Genomic DNA, 15,456 nt, shown 5'->3' with positions numbered 1-15,456 from the left:
CTTATTTTTTTTGTTGTAATGTGATTTTATTTGGTGCCTATGCACTTTACTCAGGAACGCCTTGATAATGCCAGCTTCGTTCAATCAAGGGAGAGACTATCCAGAGTAGGTGCTAATACATCGACTATGGCTGCGACATGATCTTCACGATCATTTAACGCGAGTATATAGTGATATTGTTCACCGCCCGCCTCCATAAACACTTCACGGTTTTCACACTCAAGCTCTTCTAGTGTTTCCAAACAGTCTGCACTAAAGGCTGGGCTAATAATAGCGATGTGTTTGTGCCCATCTTTCGCTAATTGTTCAAGTGTAACATCAGTATAAGGTTGCAACCATTGTGCTTTACCAAAGCGTGATTGAAAAGTCATCACAAACGACTCTGACTTTAGTTGCTCAGAGCGACTAAGCAGCATGTCCTTCAGTAACTCGGTGGTTATTTTGCAAAAGTCATAATAGGGATCACCGGATTGATAGAACAATTCAGGCATCCCATGATAAGACAACACTAATTTATCTGGTGTTCCATGCTTGTCAATATGTTCACTGACCGTATTAGCCAACGCTTGAATATACAAATCATTATTATGGTAGCTGTTAATAAAGTGTAGGCTAGGCACATAACGCCATGTTTGCAAAACGTTGCTAACAGCATCAAAAGTAGAAGCTGTTGTCGGCCCTGCATATTGCGGATAGAGCGGCAATACCACTAGGTTTTCAACACCTTGCTGCTGAAATTTTTCTAATACCTTAGCAATTGAAGGCTCACCGTAACGCATTGCAACATCAACAATAACATCATCACCGTATTGTTGAGCGAGTTTGGCTGCCACTTTTTGTTTTTGGGCTTGGCTCGTCACTACTAAAGGCGCGCCTTGCTCTGTCCATACACTTTGATAAAGCTTTGCCGATTTTTTCGGACGGACACGCAAAATAATACCATGGAGTATTATCAACCATATAATACGCGGAATTTCGACCACGCGCGGATCGGATAAAAACTCGCGTAAATAAGTACGTACTGCTTGTGTTGTTGGCTGCTCTGGTGAGCCCAAATTGGTTAACAATACACCAGTTTTTACTGATTGATTTCTGTCTTTTTTAGCGCTAAAACGTGATTTCATTTATCTCTTATTTTCAAGTTAGATTGATCGTTTAATATGTCATTTCAATAGCCAATATTTTTGCACTTTTTGCACATAATAAAACCAAAGCTCATTAATATGGGCGATTTATTTACTTTGTCAGAATGAAGTCCAACCGACAAGGCTTTTTCACCCCTTGTCTAAAACTATAAGTCATTACGATAGCCAAGATAGTTAAGGGCCATTTGCACTTGATGTACTTTTAGCTGTTAACACTACCCGTTATTCTACAAGGCTATTAATCACCAAATTAATAGTGTCAGCATTGTCATTAACCGCAACATTATGTAGTTCAGCTTTATAATCTCCGGGTTTAATGCCTGCAGCCCCCTGTTTAGAAACAACCGCATAGAGATGTACGTTAGTGACACTACTTAAGTTACTTTGTGCAGACATAGCATTACTATTATCTAAGGTTATTACCTTAGGTAAATCACTTGCCATTAATTTCAACGCGGCTAACGGCACACGCTTGCCACTAGTTGGTGTCGCATAAACAAAAACCACTTTATCTTCATCTTGTGACAATTGAGATAAAATTTCTTCAGATAGACTCACTCTTACTTTTAATTGTGGGCCATCAACTACTTGAGAAGCAGAGGATTCAAGCGCTGAGCTGCTAGCAGGCATATTGATGCGTTTTTTTGCTTCATTAACGGCTTCTTGCAAGGCTGCGATATTCACACCTGGCTTATTTGCATCAATCACTCGCTGCCAATACTCAATTGCCGGCTGGTATTTTTGCCCCATAAAATGGTGCATACCCAATAAAATGTTAGTGGACGGGTCATTAATATCCAATGCAAGCGCTCTATCAATTAATGTTTGAACATGCTCATCAATTTGTTGATTATTTTTATAATAACTGGCTTGGGCAATAGCACCGAGCAAATCGGCATGCTCACCTTCAATACGTATCACTTGCTCAAATGCTTTAATGGCAAAATCAAACTCGCCGGCTCCAACAAAGGTTTGCCCCAAGTTATACCAAGCTTCGCTATCTTCTGGATTAGCATCTAAATGTTGCTGCATTTTGTCAATGTAGGCTAGCATTTGCTCTTGACGGTTTTGTTCTTGTTGTTCTGCCGACATAGCGCTTTGTTGGTTCGCCTGTGCGGGTGTTGGCGAACTCATTAAGGTCGCTAAAGTGCCTTGTTTTACATACAAAGCAACTGAAAATACCAGTACAAATATAGATAAAGATATCGGCCACAGAACACTAAAAGGTTTAGTGCTAGTTGCGCTATTGTTATCGCTTTCAGTGGCACTTACATCCTGCAATAAACTCTTATCAAGTTCGGCCAACAAATATTGATAGTTCTCTTCGTCAATAGCTCCTTCGTTGAAATCTCTTTCTATTTCCGACTTATGCTCATGATATAAATCAATATTGGTTTGCTCACGAACACCTTTTTGGGTGCTAGCAACAAGCTCAGCATTTTGTTGATTTTTTTCTTGTTTAAACAATGGTCGCCAAATCACAATTAATAATAAAGCAATAAAAGCGAGGAGGATAAATACAATTTCCATAATAATGACTTACTCTTTTTGTGCTGAAGCTGATTTTGACGAGGAGACGTTATTATCACTTGGTGTTAATAATTGATCTAATTTTTGCTGCTGCTCTGTATTTAACGATAAGCTTTCTTTACTCACTGGTTTTTTTCTTAAAATAACGATCACTATAATAATACCAATTAGTATTAATAATGCAGGACCAAACCAAAGAATATAAGTAACGCTTGATACACGAGGTCGATATAAAACAAACTCACCATAGCGATCCACCATCAAGTCGACAATTTCTGCATCGGATTTATTTTGAATTAATAAGTTATACAAATCTAAACGTAGCGCTGAAGCAACCGTTGAGTTTGAGTCAGCTAGGTTTTGATTTTGACATTTAGGACAGCGAAGCTCTTTACTTAACGCTTGAAAACGCACTTTGGTGACTTCATCTTGAAATTCAAATGTCTCTACTGGACTGGCTTGTACTGAGCTCATTCCTAGACTAGTTGTTACTATCAACGTTATAACCATCATAATAACAGTGAGTAACACCTGATTTAATAGCTTACCTGCAAACATCATTATTTACCCTGTTGTTTTTCAGTGATTAACTGCTGTATTAACGGTTCAAATTCTTTGCGCCATACACGCACATCAATGGCTCCAGCAAAGCGTTTACGAATGATGCCATGATGATCGATAACAAAAGTCTCAGGTGCGCCAAACACCCCTAATTTAACCCCAAGTAATCCTTGATCATCGAAAACAGAAAACTGATAAGGATCTTCATAATGCGTTAACCATTGCTGGGCAGGCAATCGCTCATCTTTGTAATTTATGCCATAAAGTTTTACTTGAGGATTTTTTGATAACTCAAGCAAATAAGGATGCTCATATTTGCAGGTTGGACACCAAGTTGCCCAAACGTTTAATAAAACAATATCGCCAACAAAGTCAGCTTTAGTGACCATTTTTTCTGCATCATTTAATGTTGACAAAGAAAAATCAGGCATAGCTTTGCCTATCATTGCCGAAGGCATTTCATTTGGGTTCAACGATAAGCCACGATAAAGTACCACCCCTAATGCAATGACTAAAACCAAGGGTAAAAAACGAATAATTTTATTCACTTAAGACAACTCCGATACAGCTTGAATACTAGGTTTAACATCAGCAGCTTGTACATTTTCACTGCTGCGACGGCTATTTTTTACGGTTCTTTTAACCCGATAGCGTTTGTCCATCATGGCTAAAACACCACCAAATGCCATAAATAAAGCGCCCAGCCAAATCCATCGAACAAAGGGTTTATAATGAACGCGAATTGCCCATGAACCGCCCTCAAGTGGGTCACCTAAAGCAACATAAATATCTCTAAATAAGCCACCATCAATACCAGCTTCAGTCATTCCCATTGATTGAACACGATAGGCTCGTCGTTCTGGCAATAACAAGGCAATAAAATCATCCCCTTTATAGACATTAATTTGTCCCTGCTCTGCACTATAATTAGGTCCTTCAACGTGTTTTATGCCATTAAATTCAATTTGATAACCAGAAATTTCAACTTTTTCATTAACCGCCATTTTTACATTAGTTTCACTCTCATAACTAGAGACTAGCGTGACGCCTACAATAGTGACCGCAATACCGGCATGCGCTATGGTCATACCCCATTGACTTAAACTTAAGGCGCTTCTGTGTTTATATTGATTCAATAATTCTTTGACTACGACTAAGAACACCCATGAAGCTAATGTCATACCCATAGCAACGAGCACGTTGAACTCACCGCCATAAACCATTGGGAAAAGAACACCAAAGGCAATACTAAACACCGAAGGTTTAAAGATTTGCTTACGCAACTCACCTTTTTTTGCTTTTTTCCAACGAATAAGTGGCCCTATTCCCATAATCACAAATAATAAACTCATGATGGGTACAAAAACCGCATTAAAATAAGGAGGACCAACTGAAATTTTACCATAGCCCATAGCATCAACTAACAATGGGTACAGGGTTCCTAGTAAAACGGTTACAGTGGCAACCACTAAAATAACATTACATAACAATAACGCAGTTTCTCTTGAATATAATGAAAAACGACTGAAACTTGCAACATTGCTTGCTCTGAATGCATACAAGGTCAATGACCCGCCTACCGCAATGGCAAGTAACACTAGAATAAATACACCACGTGAGGGATCTGCAGCAAAGGAGTGCACTGACGTAATAACCCCTGAGCGAACTAAAAAGGTGCCTAATAAACTTAAACTAAACGCGAATATAGCAAGTAATACGGTCCAATTTCTAAAAGTACCCCGTTTTTCTGTTACCGCTAGTGAATGAATAAGCGCAGTACCCACTAACCATGGCATAAACGATGCGTTCTCAACTGGATCCCAAAACCACCATCCTCCCCAGCCAAGTTCATAATATGCCCACCAACTTCCTAGGGCGATCCCCAAGGTTAAAAACATCCAAGCACCCACCGTCCAAGGACGAGACCATCGAGCCCATGCAGCATCCATTTTACCAGACATTAATGCAGCTACTGCAAACGCAAAGGCCACAGCAAAACCTACATACCCCAAATACAATAATGGGGGATGTACAATTAATCCTACATCTTGTAACAATGGGTTTAAATCTCGCCCTTCCATAGGTACATTCGGCCATAAACGCTCAAATGGATTTGATGTTAGTAAAGTAAAGGCAATAAAACCAACGGCAATCATGCCCATAACCGCAAGTACACGGGCAATAAATTCTTGTTCAATATTTTTTGAAAACTGAGCCACCGCCATAGTCCAAGCGGTGAGTGAAAACACCCAAAGTAATAAGGAGCCTTCATGCCCCCCCCAAACGGCGCTGATTTTGAAATAATAAGGTAAATGACTATTAGAGTGGCTCGCTATGTACTTAATAGAGAAGTCATCAATGACAAAACTATAACCAAGAATAACAATGCTTATCGCTGTAAATATAAACATACCAAACGTCAATGGTTTAGCATAGCTCATTAATTTTTGTTGCGCGCTGTGAACGCCAATCATAGGGATCACGCTTAAGCATAAAGCAAACGCCAGCGCGATAACCAAAGCAATATGACCTAATTCTGGAAATAACCCAGGAAGCAGCTCTGGCAAAAGTTGGGAATTCATTTATTTCTCCGTTACTCTTAATTCTTTCTGTGACATTTAGCGATAGCGCTAAACCAAAAACAGTCGGGCAATTCTAGCACACTTAAATAAAAGATCAGGCAAAGCTTTAGCGCTTATACCGTGACAATTGTTTCTTAATGTTACAAATTCGTAGGTAACTAAATGTGCAAATATTTAGGTGTGCTATGGTATGATATTGCTCAAAGAGATAATACGATCCAAATCAAAAAGTCACTGACAAACATCAGTTAAACTTCGCTACAACATAATTGAGAAATAACTACTTTGTCTGCAAATCAACCATCAACTCAAACACCGGCATTACTCAGCGCCACAAACTTAACGTGTATCCGCGAGGAACGTTTATTGTTTGATAAGCTCAATATCGAGATTTACTCGGGCGATATTGTGCAAGTAGAAGGGCCTAACGGCTCAGGAAAAACCAGTTTGTTGCGTATTTTAGCTGGTCTTTCTCAACCCTATGAAGGGGATGTGTTTTTTACCAGTCAACTTGTTAGTCAAGCCCGCGAAGAATTTCATCAAAACCTACTTTACCTCGGCCATTTACCGGGAGTTAAAGGCGAAATGAGTGCAATTGAAAATTTAGGTTTTAACCTTGCTTTACACGGTGGTAACAAGGATGTGATAAACATCGAACAAACCTTAGCCGAAGTAAATTTAACAGGGTTCGAGCATAGCTTAGCTTCACACCTAAGCGCTGGCCAGCATAGACGAATTTCGCTGGCGCGGTTATATCAATCCAATGCAAAAATTTGGATTTTAGATGAACCTTTTACCGCCATCGACAAGCAAGGTGTACAAGCGTTAGAGCTGTTATTTAAAAACCATATTGAACAAGGTGGCTGCGTAATTTTAACCACTCATCAAGATTTACTCACCTTTGAGCCAACACAAATTAAAAAAATAACGTTAGAATATATTGATGAGTAGCCTGTGAAGAAGATTAACGTGCAAAGATTAACAATAACAAAAGAATTGAGTGAATAATGCAAGCTGCTAATTTATCTTACCGGGCTGTGTTTTCGTTGGTGCTCAAACGTGATTTAACCATTGCGATGCGACACAAAGACGACATTATTAACCCGCTATTATTTTTTGTTATCGTCATTACCTTATTTCCTTTAGGAATAGGCCCTGAAGAGCAGACCTTAAGCCGTATTGCACCTGGGATTATTTGGGTTGCAGCCTTATTAGCAACCTTATTATCTTTAGATAGACTATTTAAGTCGGATCACGACGATGGCTCTTTAGAGCAGATGCTTTTAAGCCCCCAGCCTATTTTTATTTTGGTGCTGGCAAAAATTGTCGCACACTGGTTAATTACAGGGCTACCACTGATTATAATCGCGCCATTACTAGCAGTGCTTTTACATTTAAATGAACACAGTTACGGCGCATTAATGCTAACGCTGTTACTCGGTACTCCGGTGTTAAGTTTATTAGGGGCTATTGGTGTTGCCTTAACGGTAGGCATTAAAAAAGGCGGGGTATTATTAAGCTTGTTAGTACTCCCTTTATATATCCCGGTGTTAATATTTGCCACTAGTGCAATCGATACTGCGGCACTAGGGTTACCTTACAATGGCCAACTTGCTATAATTGCAGCACTGTTTTTTGCTTCATTAACCTTAGCACCATTTGCCGTAAGTGCCGCTTTAAAAGTCAGTACCAATTAACTTTCAACGATAAGGAAGGAGAACATACTCCATGTGGAAATGGCTACATCCATACGCGAATCCTGAAGTGAGTTATCACTTCACCGGAAAACTCCTGCCTTGGCTGAGTGCGTTAACAGTATTATTTTTATCGGTAGGTATAGTTTGGGCTTTGGCCTTTGCTCCTGCTGATTATCAACAAGGCGATAGCTTCCGTATTTTTTATTTGCATGTGCCAGCAGCTTCACTTTCGATGGGCATCTATTTTGGTATGGCTGTTGCAGCTTTTACTTCGATGGTATGGCAATTTAAACTAGCCGATGCTTCTGCAGCAGCAATGGCTCCGGTTGGCGCTGTGTTTACAGCAATAGCCCTATTCACGGGTGCCGCATGGGGTAAACCTATGTGGGGAACTTGGTGGATTTGGGATGCTAGATTAACGTCAGAGCTGATTTTATTATTTCTATATTTAGGTGTTATAGCGCTACATAATGCCTTTGAGGATAAAAATTTAGCAGGAAAAGCCGCTGGCATATTAACACTGGTAGGAGTTATCAACCTGCCTATTATCAAATATTCAGTCGAATGGTGGAATACTTTGCATCAAGGCTCAACTGTCAGCAAACTTGGCAAACCGTCAATGTCTGTTGATATGCTGTGGCCATTTGTCTTTTGTTTTATTGGTTTTTCTTTACTGGTGGCTACCATTATTTGTATTCGATTTCGTAGCGAAATTTTAGCCCGCAACAGCATTCGTCCTTGGGTTAAAGCTTTAGTGCTAGCACAAGTATCGTTACCAACAACTAAACCAACGGAGAGTAACTAATGCAGTTTGATAGTTTTAGTGCATTTCTAGCAATGGGTGGTTATGGTTTCTACGTTTGGTTATCTTTTGGAGTATCAAGCGCGCTGATTTTAGCCCTTATTGTTAATTCTACTCAAGGGCATAAACAGATCATCAAAAACATTGCTTTACGCCAACAGCGCGAAGCCAAATTACGTCAAGTACGTAAGCAAAAGTCACGTCCTAATAATATCCAAAACAATCCTTCAAATGAGGTATCACCATGAATCCCCGCCGTAAAAAACGTTTAACGATAGTCGCCTCGGTACTTATTGGTATTGCTGTAGTCGCGGGGCTAGTTTTATATGCGTTAAGCCAAAATATCGACTTATTTTATACTCCTTCAGAAATCACTCAAGGTAAAAAAGACTCTGGCATCAAACCTAGTGTAGGCCAAAGAATCCGTATTGGTGGTTTAGTGGTACCAAACACCGTAAAACGTGACCCTGATAACCTTAAAGTAACATTTGCTTTATCAGACATGAAAATGCCGATTGTTTTTGACAAAAACGATCCAATGATAACGGTACGTTACGAAGGGATATTGCCTGATTTGTTCCGTGAAGGGCAAGGTATTGTAGCCAATGGCTCGCTCGAACGTGGGCCGTCAGGCGAGTTACATATTGAAGCCAGTGAAGTACTGGCTAAACATGATGAAAATTACATGCCCGCAGAGCTTGCTGATGCAGCAGGTAAAGATCACAAAAAATTAGAATATAGTGAAAAGCAGTTAGACAGTAAAAACTAGAGATAAATACTGCTAATTAAAAAAAGAACCGCAAGCACTAGTAATGCTTGCGGTTTTTTATTGGCTAAACTTAGTTAATCAACCAGACAGCTTTGCCGCATCAAGTGTATTTTTTAATAAACAAGCAATAGTCATAGGACCAACACCACCAGGAACTGGCGTAATACCAGCACAAACTTTACTGACCTCAGCGAAATCTACATCGCCCACAAGCTTTGTTTTACCTGTTTTTTCATCTTCAATGCGATTGATGCCAACATCAATCACGGTGGCCCCTTTTTTCACCCAATCGGCTTTAACAAAGTTGGGGCGACCAACCGCGGCCACCAAAATATCAGCCTGTTGACAAATTTGCGCTAAATCTTTTGTACGTGAATGGGCGATAGTTACGGTACAGTTTTCTTGCAGTAATAACAGCGCGACAGGTTTACCGACAATGTTAGAACGACCAATAACCACCGCATGCTTGCCCGATAAATCATGTCCTAACTGCTGCTTAGCTAGAATAATACAACCTTGAGGTGTACAAGGCACTAGCGCCCCCGCCTCACCGTTAAGCAAGCGACCTGAGTTCATGGCATGGAAACCATCAACATCTTTTTCAGGGTTAATTGCTGCAATAATCACATTTTCATCAATATGTTTAGGTAAAGGCAGTTGCACTAAAATACCATGAACTCGATGATCATTATTTAATTGGGCAAGTTGTGCCAACAGTGCTGTTTGGCTAGTGCTGGCAGGCAATTTAATTTCATTTGAGATCATGCCGACCTCTGTTGTTTGCTTGACCTTATTACGAACATACACTTGGCTTGCTGGATCTTCCCCTACAAGCACTACGGTTAAACTTGGCGTAATGCCTTTAGTTTCTTTAAGTTCGGATACTGCTTTACTAAGCGTTACGCGCAGATCTGCCGCCGCTTTTTTTCCATCTATAATCATGATGCTCTTTTTTATTAATTCGGTTTGGTGGGTGGGAATAAAAACTGAAACGTTTAACTAATATAATTTACTGATAAAATACGATCGCCAACCTTATTTAAAATCTCGATTTCGCCATCACACACTGCAACAATAGACTTACCCGCTTTAAAGTCCGGTGGGATTATCACTCTACCTTCATCATTTTGAGGAAAAGTTTCTACGTTATGATGAAGCTCTAAGCCACCATCACTATAATAAATAATGGTAACTTTACGTTGTTGAACAGCCATAATCGATACATCTCTTATTTTATTGCAGTCATGTAGACTAAATATACACTAACATCCCTCAGAGTAAATGATTGCGTGTTTATTTGACCTTAGGGGCTGTAAATATTGAGATACAAAAATACTGCCTATCATTGAAATCTAAGGGATAAAAACCGAGAAGAGTGAGGGTCTTATCCCTTCACAGCACTGAACCGTAGGTACCGACCTAGTATACGATTCCTGCAATTTACTATTTTTTATTACTTCTATAACAGGAAGCTCAGCCGGTTTGAACAGTGCCTAATGTTTCCCCGACGTGACGGATGACTCTCATCAAGAATTCACCTAAACGTCAGAAAAAATGTAGTTACGGGACATAAAAGCAGCTCACTAAGCCATTTACCTCATCATTGCGTCAATATTTTTAATAAAATAATTGCCAATTAACGGTTAGTTTTTGTTGGGGGTAATTATGGGTGGCTTAGTTAACCTAGCTTATTTAACCTAATGGGTGGCTTAGTTAATTGTTACACAACGCGAGACGCTAACTTTTTATAGATTGTATTTTTATCTCGCTTACCAACAGCTAAAACATAAACAACTAGTTTGTTATCAATAACTTCGTACGCTAATCTATAGCCTGCGGTGCGTAACTTGATCTTATAAACTGAGTCGTAGCCCTTTAATTTAGCTGATGGGACATGTGGGTTTTCTACCCTCTCTGCCAGTTTGTTTTTAAATTGCTTTTTGAGTGGCTCTGCTAATTTATCCCACTCATTTTTTGCGGCAGGCAAAAACTTTAATTTATAAGTCATCTAAGCTGACTTCTATAGCTTTGGATAAATCACCGCGACGAGAATCAACTATTTTTCCTAACTCATAATCATCGACAACATCCATTAACCATTCATAAGTTTCTGCAGGCACTAAATAAGCAGCAGGTTTATTATGGTTTAATATTGCTATAGCAGCCCCATCTGCTTCATTTAATAAAGCTGTTGGGTTTTTCTTAAGTTCAGATATGCTTGCTGAGCAATCAGCTAATACTTGTCTCATTATTGCCACCAATTAAGTGTTTAAATAAGCACTTATTTTAGACCTAAATATAATTTAATGCTACAGTTAATTTTTCCTGTATAACGCTAAAGAGTTATGAGTTAAGAGTTATCAGGCCACCCACAATTATGGGTGGCCTAGTTAATTCTAGTTAATTCTTTATGGCGCGTACTGCAACATGTACTGCCGAAAGGGTTTCGACGAGCGCGCAATTATGGGTTTTTACACGGGAATGCTAAACGCACATTAAAGCGCTTACAGCTAATGCTTCACGTGGTATTGCCGCCCATAGCTCCAGCCCCCAAACAAGGAGTTTGCTGCCCTCAATGTAAAGCGTACATGACCCTATACCTGATGCGACGAGCGCAGCGCGTGATTATTGGTTACCCGATTTAGAACAAGGACGTGCCTAAGCAAACGGAATTGTTGCGCCCAGTATATTCACTGAGTGAGGATTTTATTTATAAGCGAAATATAGCTGACAAAAAAGAGTTACGTGACGATATTGCTCAACTAAACTGAGTGATAGTAGACAGACTCGGCTTGAAAAAAACGACAAAAAAACACCGCAAAGAGACAACCCTCCGCAATTTTATTTATTTACTTATAAAGAGTACACATCAACAACGGGCTTGTTCAACAACAGGACTAAGTTGCGGCAAGCGCAACCTATCCTTTATTTATTATTTTTTATTTTCTCGAACTCTTCCGAGCAAGGTGGTAATAATAAGACTCTTTAATATATCTATTTAAAATTAAATCACTTAGCTCACCATTGACTGATAACTCTTTTACCCTTGCTATAGCTTCCTTACTAAATGGAATTAGTGTTTTATCAAATTTAGCTAAGTCTGGGTTTTGAATTCTATAGTCAGCGGCTTCTTTAAACATTTCAATATTAGCTTGGACTATCTCATCTAAAAAAGGAGTTGGACGTCGTTTATCAATAAACGTTCCCATCAAGACAATGTATTCGTTTATTTTTGCTTCTCGGTATTCAGCAGGTAGCTCATGATAACTATCATAATTAACTGAGTGAACAAGTCGTACTGCTTCTGAGGCATGAATATTTGCTTCTTGAACTTCACTACCAATATCGACACCGTATAGATAAGATGAAACAGTTAATGCAAGTACGGTTAACAATAATGTAATAGAAAATAAGACTTTTTTCACCGAACCACCTTTAAAACATAACAGCTTTATTAGCAGGATACACTTCATGTTTAAACACGAAGTTCATCCTTCTTTCATAAATTTATAAAAATCCACAATACGTTAATCACCTCATTTCATCAATAACTTAATGCTAAAGCCCTTAACTGGTTGACGAGTAAAAGCTTGGTTAAATCCTTTTTTTGAAAAATGTATAATTTGCACCCGCACTCAACTACAACATAGCCAATTACATACAGCAAAATAACAAAAAAACCCTAAGCCAAAGACTTAGGGTCGACCAAATGATCGTTTAACGCACCCTCAACTTTCAAAGTTAATCACTATCACTGGTGACGCAACCAACTTTTACCGTAGAGCTATTTTATAAATACTGATGGGATAATTATCAATATTCATAAACTTGTTGCTAGTAATCGTAACTAATTAACACTAATTGATTACCAACTTTTCATTTTACAGCCTTTAACCGCGTAGAATAATATAAATAAATAGCATGGCGCTAACACTAAATACCCCCCTTGCTCACCTAGACTAGTTGTTGAAGATAAGCTCCAAAATAATGGACCAAATGCTCCGCCAGAAATCCCCATAACAAGTAATGCTGAGCCAACACTGGTCAACTTACCCATTCCCGACAAGGCGAGTGGAAAAACAGCTGGCCAAACAATGGCGTTAGCAAAGCCTAAAAAAGCAATTAACACTAGCGTATCAGGCAATTCAACACCGCCAAGTAAAGTGTTAGCAATTACAAAAGAACTATTATCGCCAAAGACTATCCCCATTGTTAGTAACAAACCTACAACGGCTGAAACAGTTAACGCTGCTTGTTGAGATATGAATTTTGGAATAAGTGCAATCCCTAAAACATAGCCAATGACCATACAAACCATAGTGTAAGAAGTCATTATGGTGTAGTTCTCCACACCTAATGACAAAGCAAACGTACCAATAGTATCACCAGCAATCACCTCAGCAGCGACATAGAAAAATAGCGCGACAACACCTAAGGCTAAATTAGGGTGTGACAATGCCTCTTTTAGATGACCTTGGTTATCGTTATTCTGCTCATTACTGTCTGCTTCACTGGCTAATTCTGGTAAGGGTGACTTTTTCACCGCTAACGCTAATAGCCCTAAAAACATTGCCATACCTAAATATGGCAAAACTAAAGAATTAGCCATATCATCGATTTGTGTTTGGCTTAAGTCGCCACCAACCTCTTGAAAGCCACTTAAGATAAGTGCAGTAAAAACCATAGGAGCAACCACACCCGCGCCTTTATTTAATATACCCATGATAGAAATACGAGCGGCGGCTGACTCTTCTGGGCCAATGCGAACAACATAAGGGTTAACTGCGGTTTGCAGTAATGTAATCCCTGCTCCCATAATGAGTTGCGCAAATAAAAACAAAGCAAACAATTGGGTTTTAGCCGCAGGAATAAACAATAACCCGGCAATCATCATGGTTGCCATACCTAACGCCATACCATTTTTGTAGCCAACTTTGCGAATAACCGCAGCTGATGGCAGCGCGGTAAATGTTACGGCGATATAGAAAGAAAAAAGTATTAAGGATGCCTCAAAGGGACTTAACTGCAAAATCTGCTTTAAGTAAGGCATTAGCGAACCATTAAGCCAGGTTGCAAAACCTAAAATAAAAAACAGTCCTGCAACAATAATCATTGGCAGCGCATTGCTTTGCCCGCGACCTTGCTGCTGTTTATCAGTAGACAAAGACATTTCCATAATTTCCTCGTTAATTAGTTAAATTAAGTGACTACATTGCCAATCAATTAAATTTTTTCCCGCCAATCCATGTTTCACTAACACTCAAATCAGGATTCAAGATAGCCATATCTGCTTGCATACCTACAATTAACTGTCCGCGAACACACTTTTTATTTGCGTACAAGTAGTTTGCCGGATAAACACTAGCCATACGGAATGATTCATCCAATGGCATATTCAAATGATGGTGGGTGTTTTTAACCGCTGTTGCCATGTTTAATGAGGAACCAGCTAACTCACCGGTGGTAGATGTTAATTTACCGTTTTCTACATAAACCGTTCGGTCATACAACGGAAACTGTTTCATTTCAGTACCCACAGGTGGCATGGCATCAGTGACAAGAAAAACACCTCCAGCAGGTTTCGCTTTAAGCGCCAATTGGCAACTGGCATAATCGACATGATGACCATCAACAATTAAGCCACATTGCGTATGATCATTAAGTAAAGCGCAGCCAACAACACCGGGCTCTCGGCCTTGCAATGGTGACATGGCATTAAACAAATGAGTAAAGCCGGTCGCGCCTGCATCAACCGCTTTTTGCGCTGTAGTATAATCAGCATTAGTGTGGCCTAAGCATACGTTTATACCGAGTTTTACCATTCGTGTTATATCTGCGGGTGACACAGTTTCGGGGGCTAGCGTTACCATCACTTCGCCAACATCTGTACGAGACAGTATTTGCCATTCATCATCTGAAATAGGTCGAATCAATTCACCGCAATGAGTGCCCTTTTTAGCTAATGATAAATGGGGGCCTTCAAAGTGAATCCCCAAAATTCCAGGTGTTTTCTTGGCAATTGCTTCGGCGACTGCATCTGCAGCCTGCTTCATAACGGTTGTTTTATCAGTGATCAGGGTTGGCATGATTGCAGTGGTGCCAAATTGAGCATGGGCGCTAATGATGGTATTAAGATTTGCTACTGAAGGTTCATCATTAAACAATACCCCGCCGCCGCCATTAATTTGTAAATCAATATAGCCGGGTACAACTAAACCTGATACCGCTACATCAACTTCATTGATGTTTTCATCAATCGCGCTAATCATACCATCAGTAATAGTGAGCACTTGATCATTAAGAAAACTATACCCATCAAATAAACGTTTTGCGTGAAAGCGAAGTGATGACATTTAAAAGAGTCCTAATT

At 39.5% G+C, this 15,456-nt stretch carries 17 protein-coding genes and 1 pseudogene; 6 read left to right on the top strand and 12 right to left on the bottom strand.

Annotation, left to right across the window (positions count from 1 at the left end):
• Positions 1 to 80 precede the first annotated feature (80 nt).
• From hemH to ABXG98_RS02260, 5 genes are all read right to left on the bottom strand, one after another.
• Entirely contained in the window at positions 81 to 1,124 is a 1,044-nt protein-coding gene (hemH, locus tag ABXG98_RS02280) for a ferrochelatase (protein ID WP_353537055.1), read from the bottom strand.
• 243 nt (positions 1,125 to 1,367) lie between these two features.
• Positions 1,368 to 2,675 carry a c-type cytochrome biogenesis protein CcmI gene (gene ccmI / locus ABXG98_RS02275; protein ID WP_353537054.1) on the bottom strand — a complete coding sequence of 436 codons (1,308 nt, stop codon included), beginning with the start codon at positions 2,673 to 2,675 and terminating at the stop codon, positions 1,368 to 1,370.
• Positions 2,676 to 2,684: 9 nt separating this feature from the next.
• On the bottom strand, positions 2,685 to 3,236 hold the full coding sequence (locus tag ABXG98_RS02270) for a cytochrome c-type biogenesis protein (RefSeq protein WP_353537053.1): 552 nt from the start codon (positions 3,234 to 3,236) through the stop codon (positions 2,685 to 2,687).
• Positions 3,236 to 3,784: a DsbE family thiol:disulfide interchange protein gene (locus ABXG98_RS02265; protein ID WP_353537052.1), complete on the bottom strand. Its 549-nt coding sequence runs from the start codon at positions 3,782 to 3,784 to the stop codon at positions 3,236 to 3,238. The genes ABXG98_RS02270 and ABXG98_RS02265 overlap by 1 nt, the downstream gene beginning before the upstream one ends.
• Positions 3,785 to 5,818, bottom strand: a complete 2,034-nt coding sequence (locus ABXG98_RS02260) for a heme lyase CcmF/NrfE family subunit (protein ID WP_353537051.1) — start codon at positions 5,816 to 5,818, stop codon at positions 3,785 to 3,787. It lies immediately after the preceding gene.
• A gap of 285 nt (positions 5,819 to 6,103) precedes the next feature.
• Between ABXG98_RS02260 and ccmA the strand changes: the two genes are divergently transcribed.
• Genes ccmA through ccmE form a run of 5 tightly spaced genes read left to right on the top strand, consistent with a single transcriptional unit; the run spans position 6,104 to position 9,086 of the window.
• Entirely contained in the window at positions 6,104 to 6,769 is a 666-nt protein-coding gene (gene ccmA / locus ABXG98_RS02255) for a cytochrome c biogenesis heme-transporting ATPase CcmA (RefSeq protein WP_353537050.1), read from the top strand.
• A gap of 56 nt (positions 6,770 to 6,825) precedes the next feature.
• Complete coding sequence (ccmB, locus tag ABXG98_RS02250) at positions 6,826 to 7,515, top strand: heme exporter protein CcmB (protein WP_353537049.1); 690 nt, start codon at positions 6,826 to 6,828, stop codon at positions 7,513 to 7,515.
• A gap of 31 nt (positions 7,516 to 7,546) precedes the next feature.
• The gene (locus ABXG98_RS02245) at positions 7,547 to 8,320 is read left to right on the top strand and encodes a heme ABC transporter permease (RefSeq protein WP_353537048.1); all 774 of its coding nucleotides are present in this window, start codon (positions 7,547 to 7,549) and stop codon (positions 8,318 to 8,320) included.
• Complete coding sequence (gene ccmD / locus ABXG98_RS02240) at positions 8,320 to 8,565, top strand: heme exporter protein CcmD (RefSeq protein ID WP_353537047.1); 246 nt, start codon at positions 8,320 to 8,322, stop codon at positions 8,563 to 8,565. The genes ABXG98_RS02245 and ccmD overlap by 1 nt, the downstream gene beginning before the upstream one ends.
• Positions 8,562 to 9,086 (top strand): cytochrome c maturation protein CcmE, encoded by a 525-nt coding sequence (ccmE, locus tag ABXG98_RS02235; protein WP_353537046.1) that lies wholly within the window; start codon positions 8,562 to 8,564, stop codon positions 9,084 to 9,086. The genes ccmD and ccmE overlap by 4 nt, the downstream gene beginning before the upstream one ends.
• A 78-nt stretch (positions 9,087 to 9,164) precedes the next feature.
• On the opposite strand, the gene folD is transcribed toward ccmE, so the two are convergent.
• The 4 genes from folD to ABXG98_RS02215 all read right to left on the bottom strand — a co-directional run bounded on the left by folD (position 9,165) and on the right by ABXG98_RS02215 (position 11,335).
• Positions 9,165 to 10,028, bottom strand: coding sequence for a bifunctional methylenetetrahydrofolate dehydrogenase/methenyltetrahydrofolate cyclohydrolase FolD (folD, locus tag ABXG98_RS02230; protein WP_353537045.1), 864 nt, complete (start codon positions 10,026 to 10,028; stop codon positions 9,165 to 9,167).
• A gap of 53 nt (positions 10,029 to 10,081) precedes the next feature.
• Complete coding sequence (locus ABXG98_RS02225) at positions 10,082 to 10,300, bottom strand: TIGR02922 family protein (protein ID WP_353537044.1); 219 nt, start codon at positions 10,298 to 10,300, stop codon at positions 10,082 to 10,084.
• A 506-nt stretch (positions 10,301 to 10,806) separates the two neighbouring features.
• Complete coding sequence (locus ABXG98_RS02220; protein WP_353537043.1) at positions 10,807 to 11,094, bottom strand: type II toxin-antitoxin system RelE family toxin; 288 nt, start codon at positions 11,092 to 11,094, stop codon at positions 10,807 to 10,809.
• On the bottom strand, positions 11,084 to 11,335 hold the full coding sequence (locus tag ABXG98_RS02215; RefSeq protein ID WP_353537042.1) for a type II toxin-antitoxin system Phd/YefM family antitoxin: 252 nt from the start codon (positions 11,333 to 11,335) through the stop codon (positions 11,084 to 11,086). Before ABXG98_RS02215 ends, ABXG98_RS02220 begins: the two co-directional genes overlap by 11 nt.
• 159 nt (positions 11,336 to 11,494) lie before the next feature.
• Between ABXG98_RS02215 and ABXG98_RS18985 the strand changes: the two are divergent.
• Positions 11,495 to 11,731: pseudogene (locus ABXG98_RS18985) on the top strand (transposase); the annotation flags it as partial.
• Between the two features lie 294 nt (positions 11,732 to 12,025).
• Here the strand turns inward: ABXG98_RS18985 and ABXG98_RS02205 are convergent.
• The 3 genes from ABXG98_RS02205 to nagA form a co-directional block, all read right to left on the bottom strand.
• The gene (locus ABXG98_RS02205; protein ID WP_353537041.1) at positions 12,026 to 12,511 is read right to left on the bottom strand and encodes a hypothetical protein; all 486 of its coding nucleotides are present in this window, start codon (positions 12,509 to 12,511) and stop codon (positions 12,026 to 12,028) included.
• Between the two features lie 440 nt (positions 12,512 to 12,951).
• Positions 12,952 to 14,250, bottom strand: coding sequence for an N-acetylglucosamine MFS transporter NagP (nagP, locus tag ABXG98_RS02200; protein WP_353537453.1), 1,299 nt, complete (start codon positions 14,248 to 14,250; stop codon positions 12,952 to 12,954).
• A gap of 55 nt (positions 14,251 to 14,305) precedes the next feature.
• On the bottom strand, positions 14,306 to 15,439 hold the full coding sequence (gene nagA / locus ABXG98_RS02195) for an N-acetylglucosamine-6-phosphate deacetylase (RefSeq protein ID WP_353537040.1): 1,134 nt from the start codon (positions 15,437 to 15,439) through the stop codon (positions 14,306 to 14,308).
• Between the last annotated feature and the right edge of the window lie 17 nt (positions 15,440 to 15,456).

Source organism: Colwellia sp. KU-HH00111, from assembly GCF_040362745.1.
Taxonomy (GTDB): domain Bacteria; phylum Pseudomonadota; class Gammaproteobacteria; order Enterobacterales; family Alteromonadaceae; genus Colwellia.
Note: the sequence above shows the minus strand (reverse complement) of the source record. Positions and strands in the feature narration are given on the sequence as shown.

Coding starts and splice junctions, on each gene's coding strand:
- hemH (WP_353537055.1), bottom strand. CDS start 1,124: ATGAAATCACGTTTTAGCGCTAAAAAAGACAGAAATCAATCAGTAAAA.
- ccmI (WP_353537054.1), bottom strand. CDS start 2,675: ATGGAAATTGTATTTATCCTCCTCGCTTTTATTGCTTTATTATTAATT.
- ABXG98_RS02270 (WP_353537053.1), bottom strand. CDS start 3,236: ATGATGTTTGCAGGTAAGCTATTAAATCAGGTGTTACTCACTGTTATT.
- ABXG98_RS02260 (WP_353537051.1), bottom strand. CDS start 5,818: ATGAATTCCCAACTTTTGCCAGAGCTGCTTCCTGGGTTATTTCCAGAA.
- ccmB (WP_353537049.1), top strand. CDS start 6,826: ATGCAAGCTGCTAATTTATCTTACCGGGCTGTGTTTTCGTTGGTGCTC.
- ABXG98_RS02245 (WP_353537048.1), top strand. CDS start 7,547: ATGTGGAAATGGCTACATCCATACGCGAATCCTGAAGTGAGTTATCAC.
- ccmD (WP_353537047.1), top strand. CDS start 8,320: ATGCAGTTTGATAGTTTTAGTGCATTTCTAGCAATGGGTGGTTATGGT.
- ccmE (WP_353537046.1), top strand. CDS start 8,562: ATGAATCCCCGCCGTAAAAAACGTTTAACGATAGTCGCCTCGGTACTT.
- folD (WP_353537045.1), bottom strand. CDS start 10,028: ATGATTATAGATGGAAAAAAAGCGGCGGCAGATCTGCGCGTAACGCTT.
- ABXG98_RS02225 (WP_353537044.1), bottom strand. CDS start 10,300: ATGGCTGTTCAACAACGTAAAGTTACCATTATTTATTATAGTGATGGT.
- ABXG98_RS02220 (WP_353537043.1), bottom strand. CDS start 11,094: ATGACTTATAAATTAAAGTTTTTGCCTGCCGCAAAAAATGAGTGGGAT.
- ABXG98_RS02215 (WP_353537042.1), bottom strand. CDS start 11,335: ATGAGACAAGTATTAGCTGATTGCTCAGCAAGCATATCTGAACTTAAG.
- nagA (WP_353537040.1), bottom strand. CDS start 15,439: ATGTCATCACTTCGCTTTCACGCAAAACGTTTATTTGATGGGTATAGT.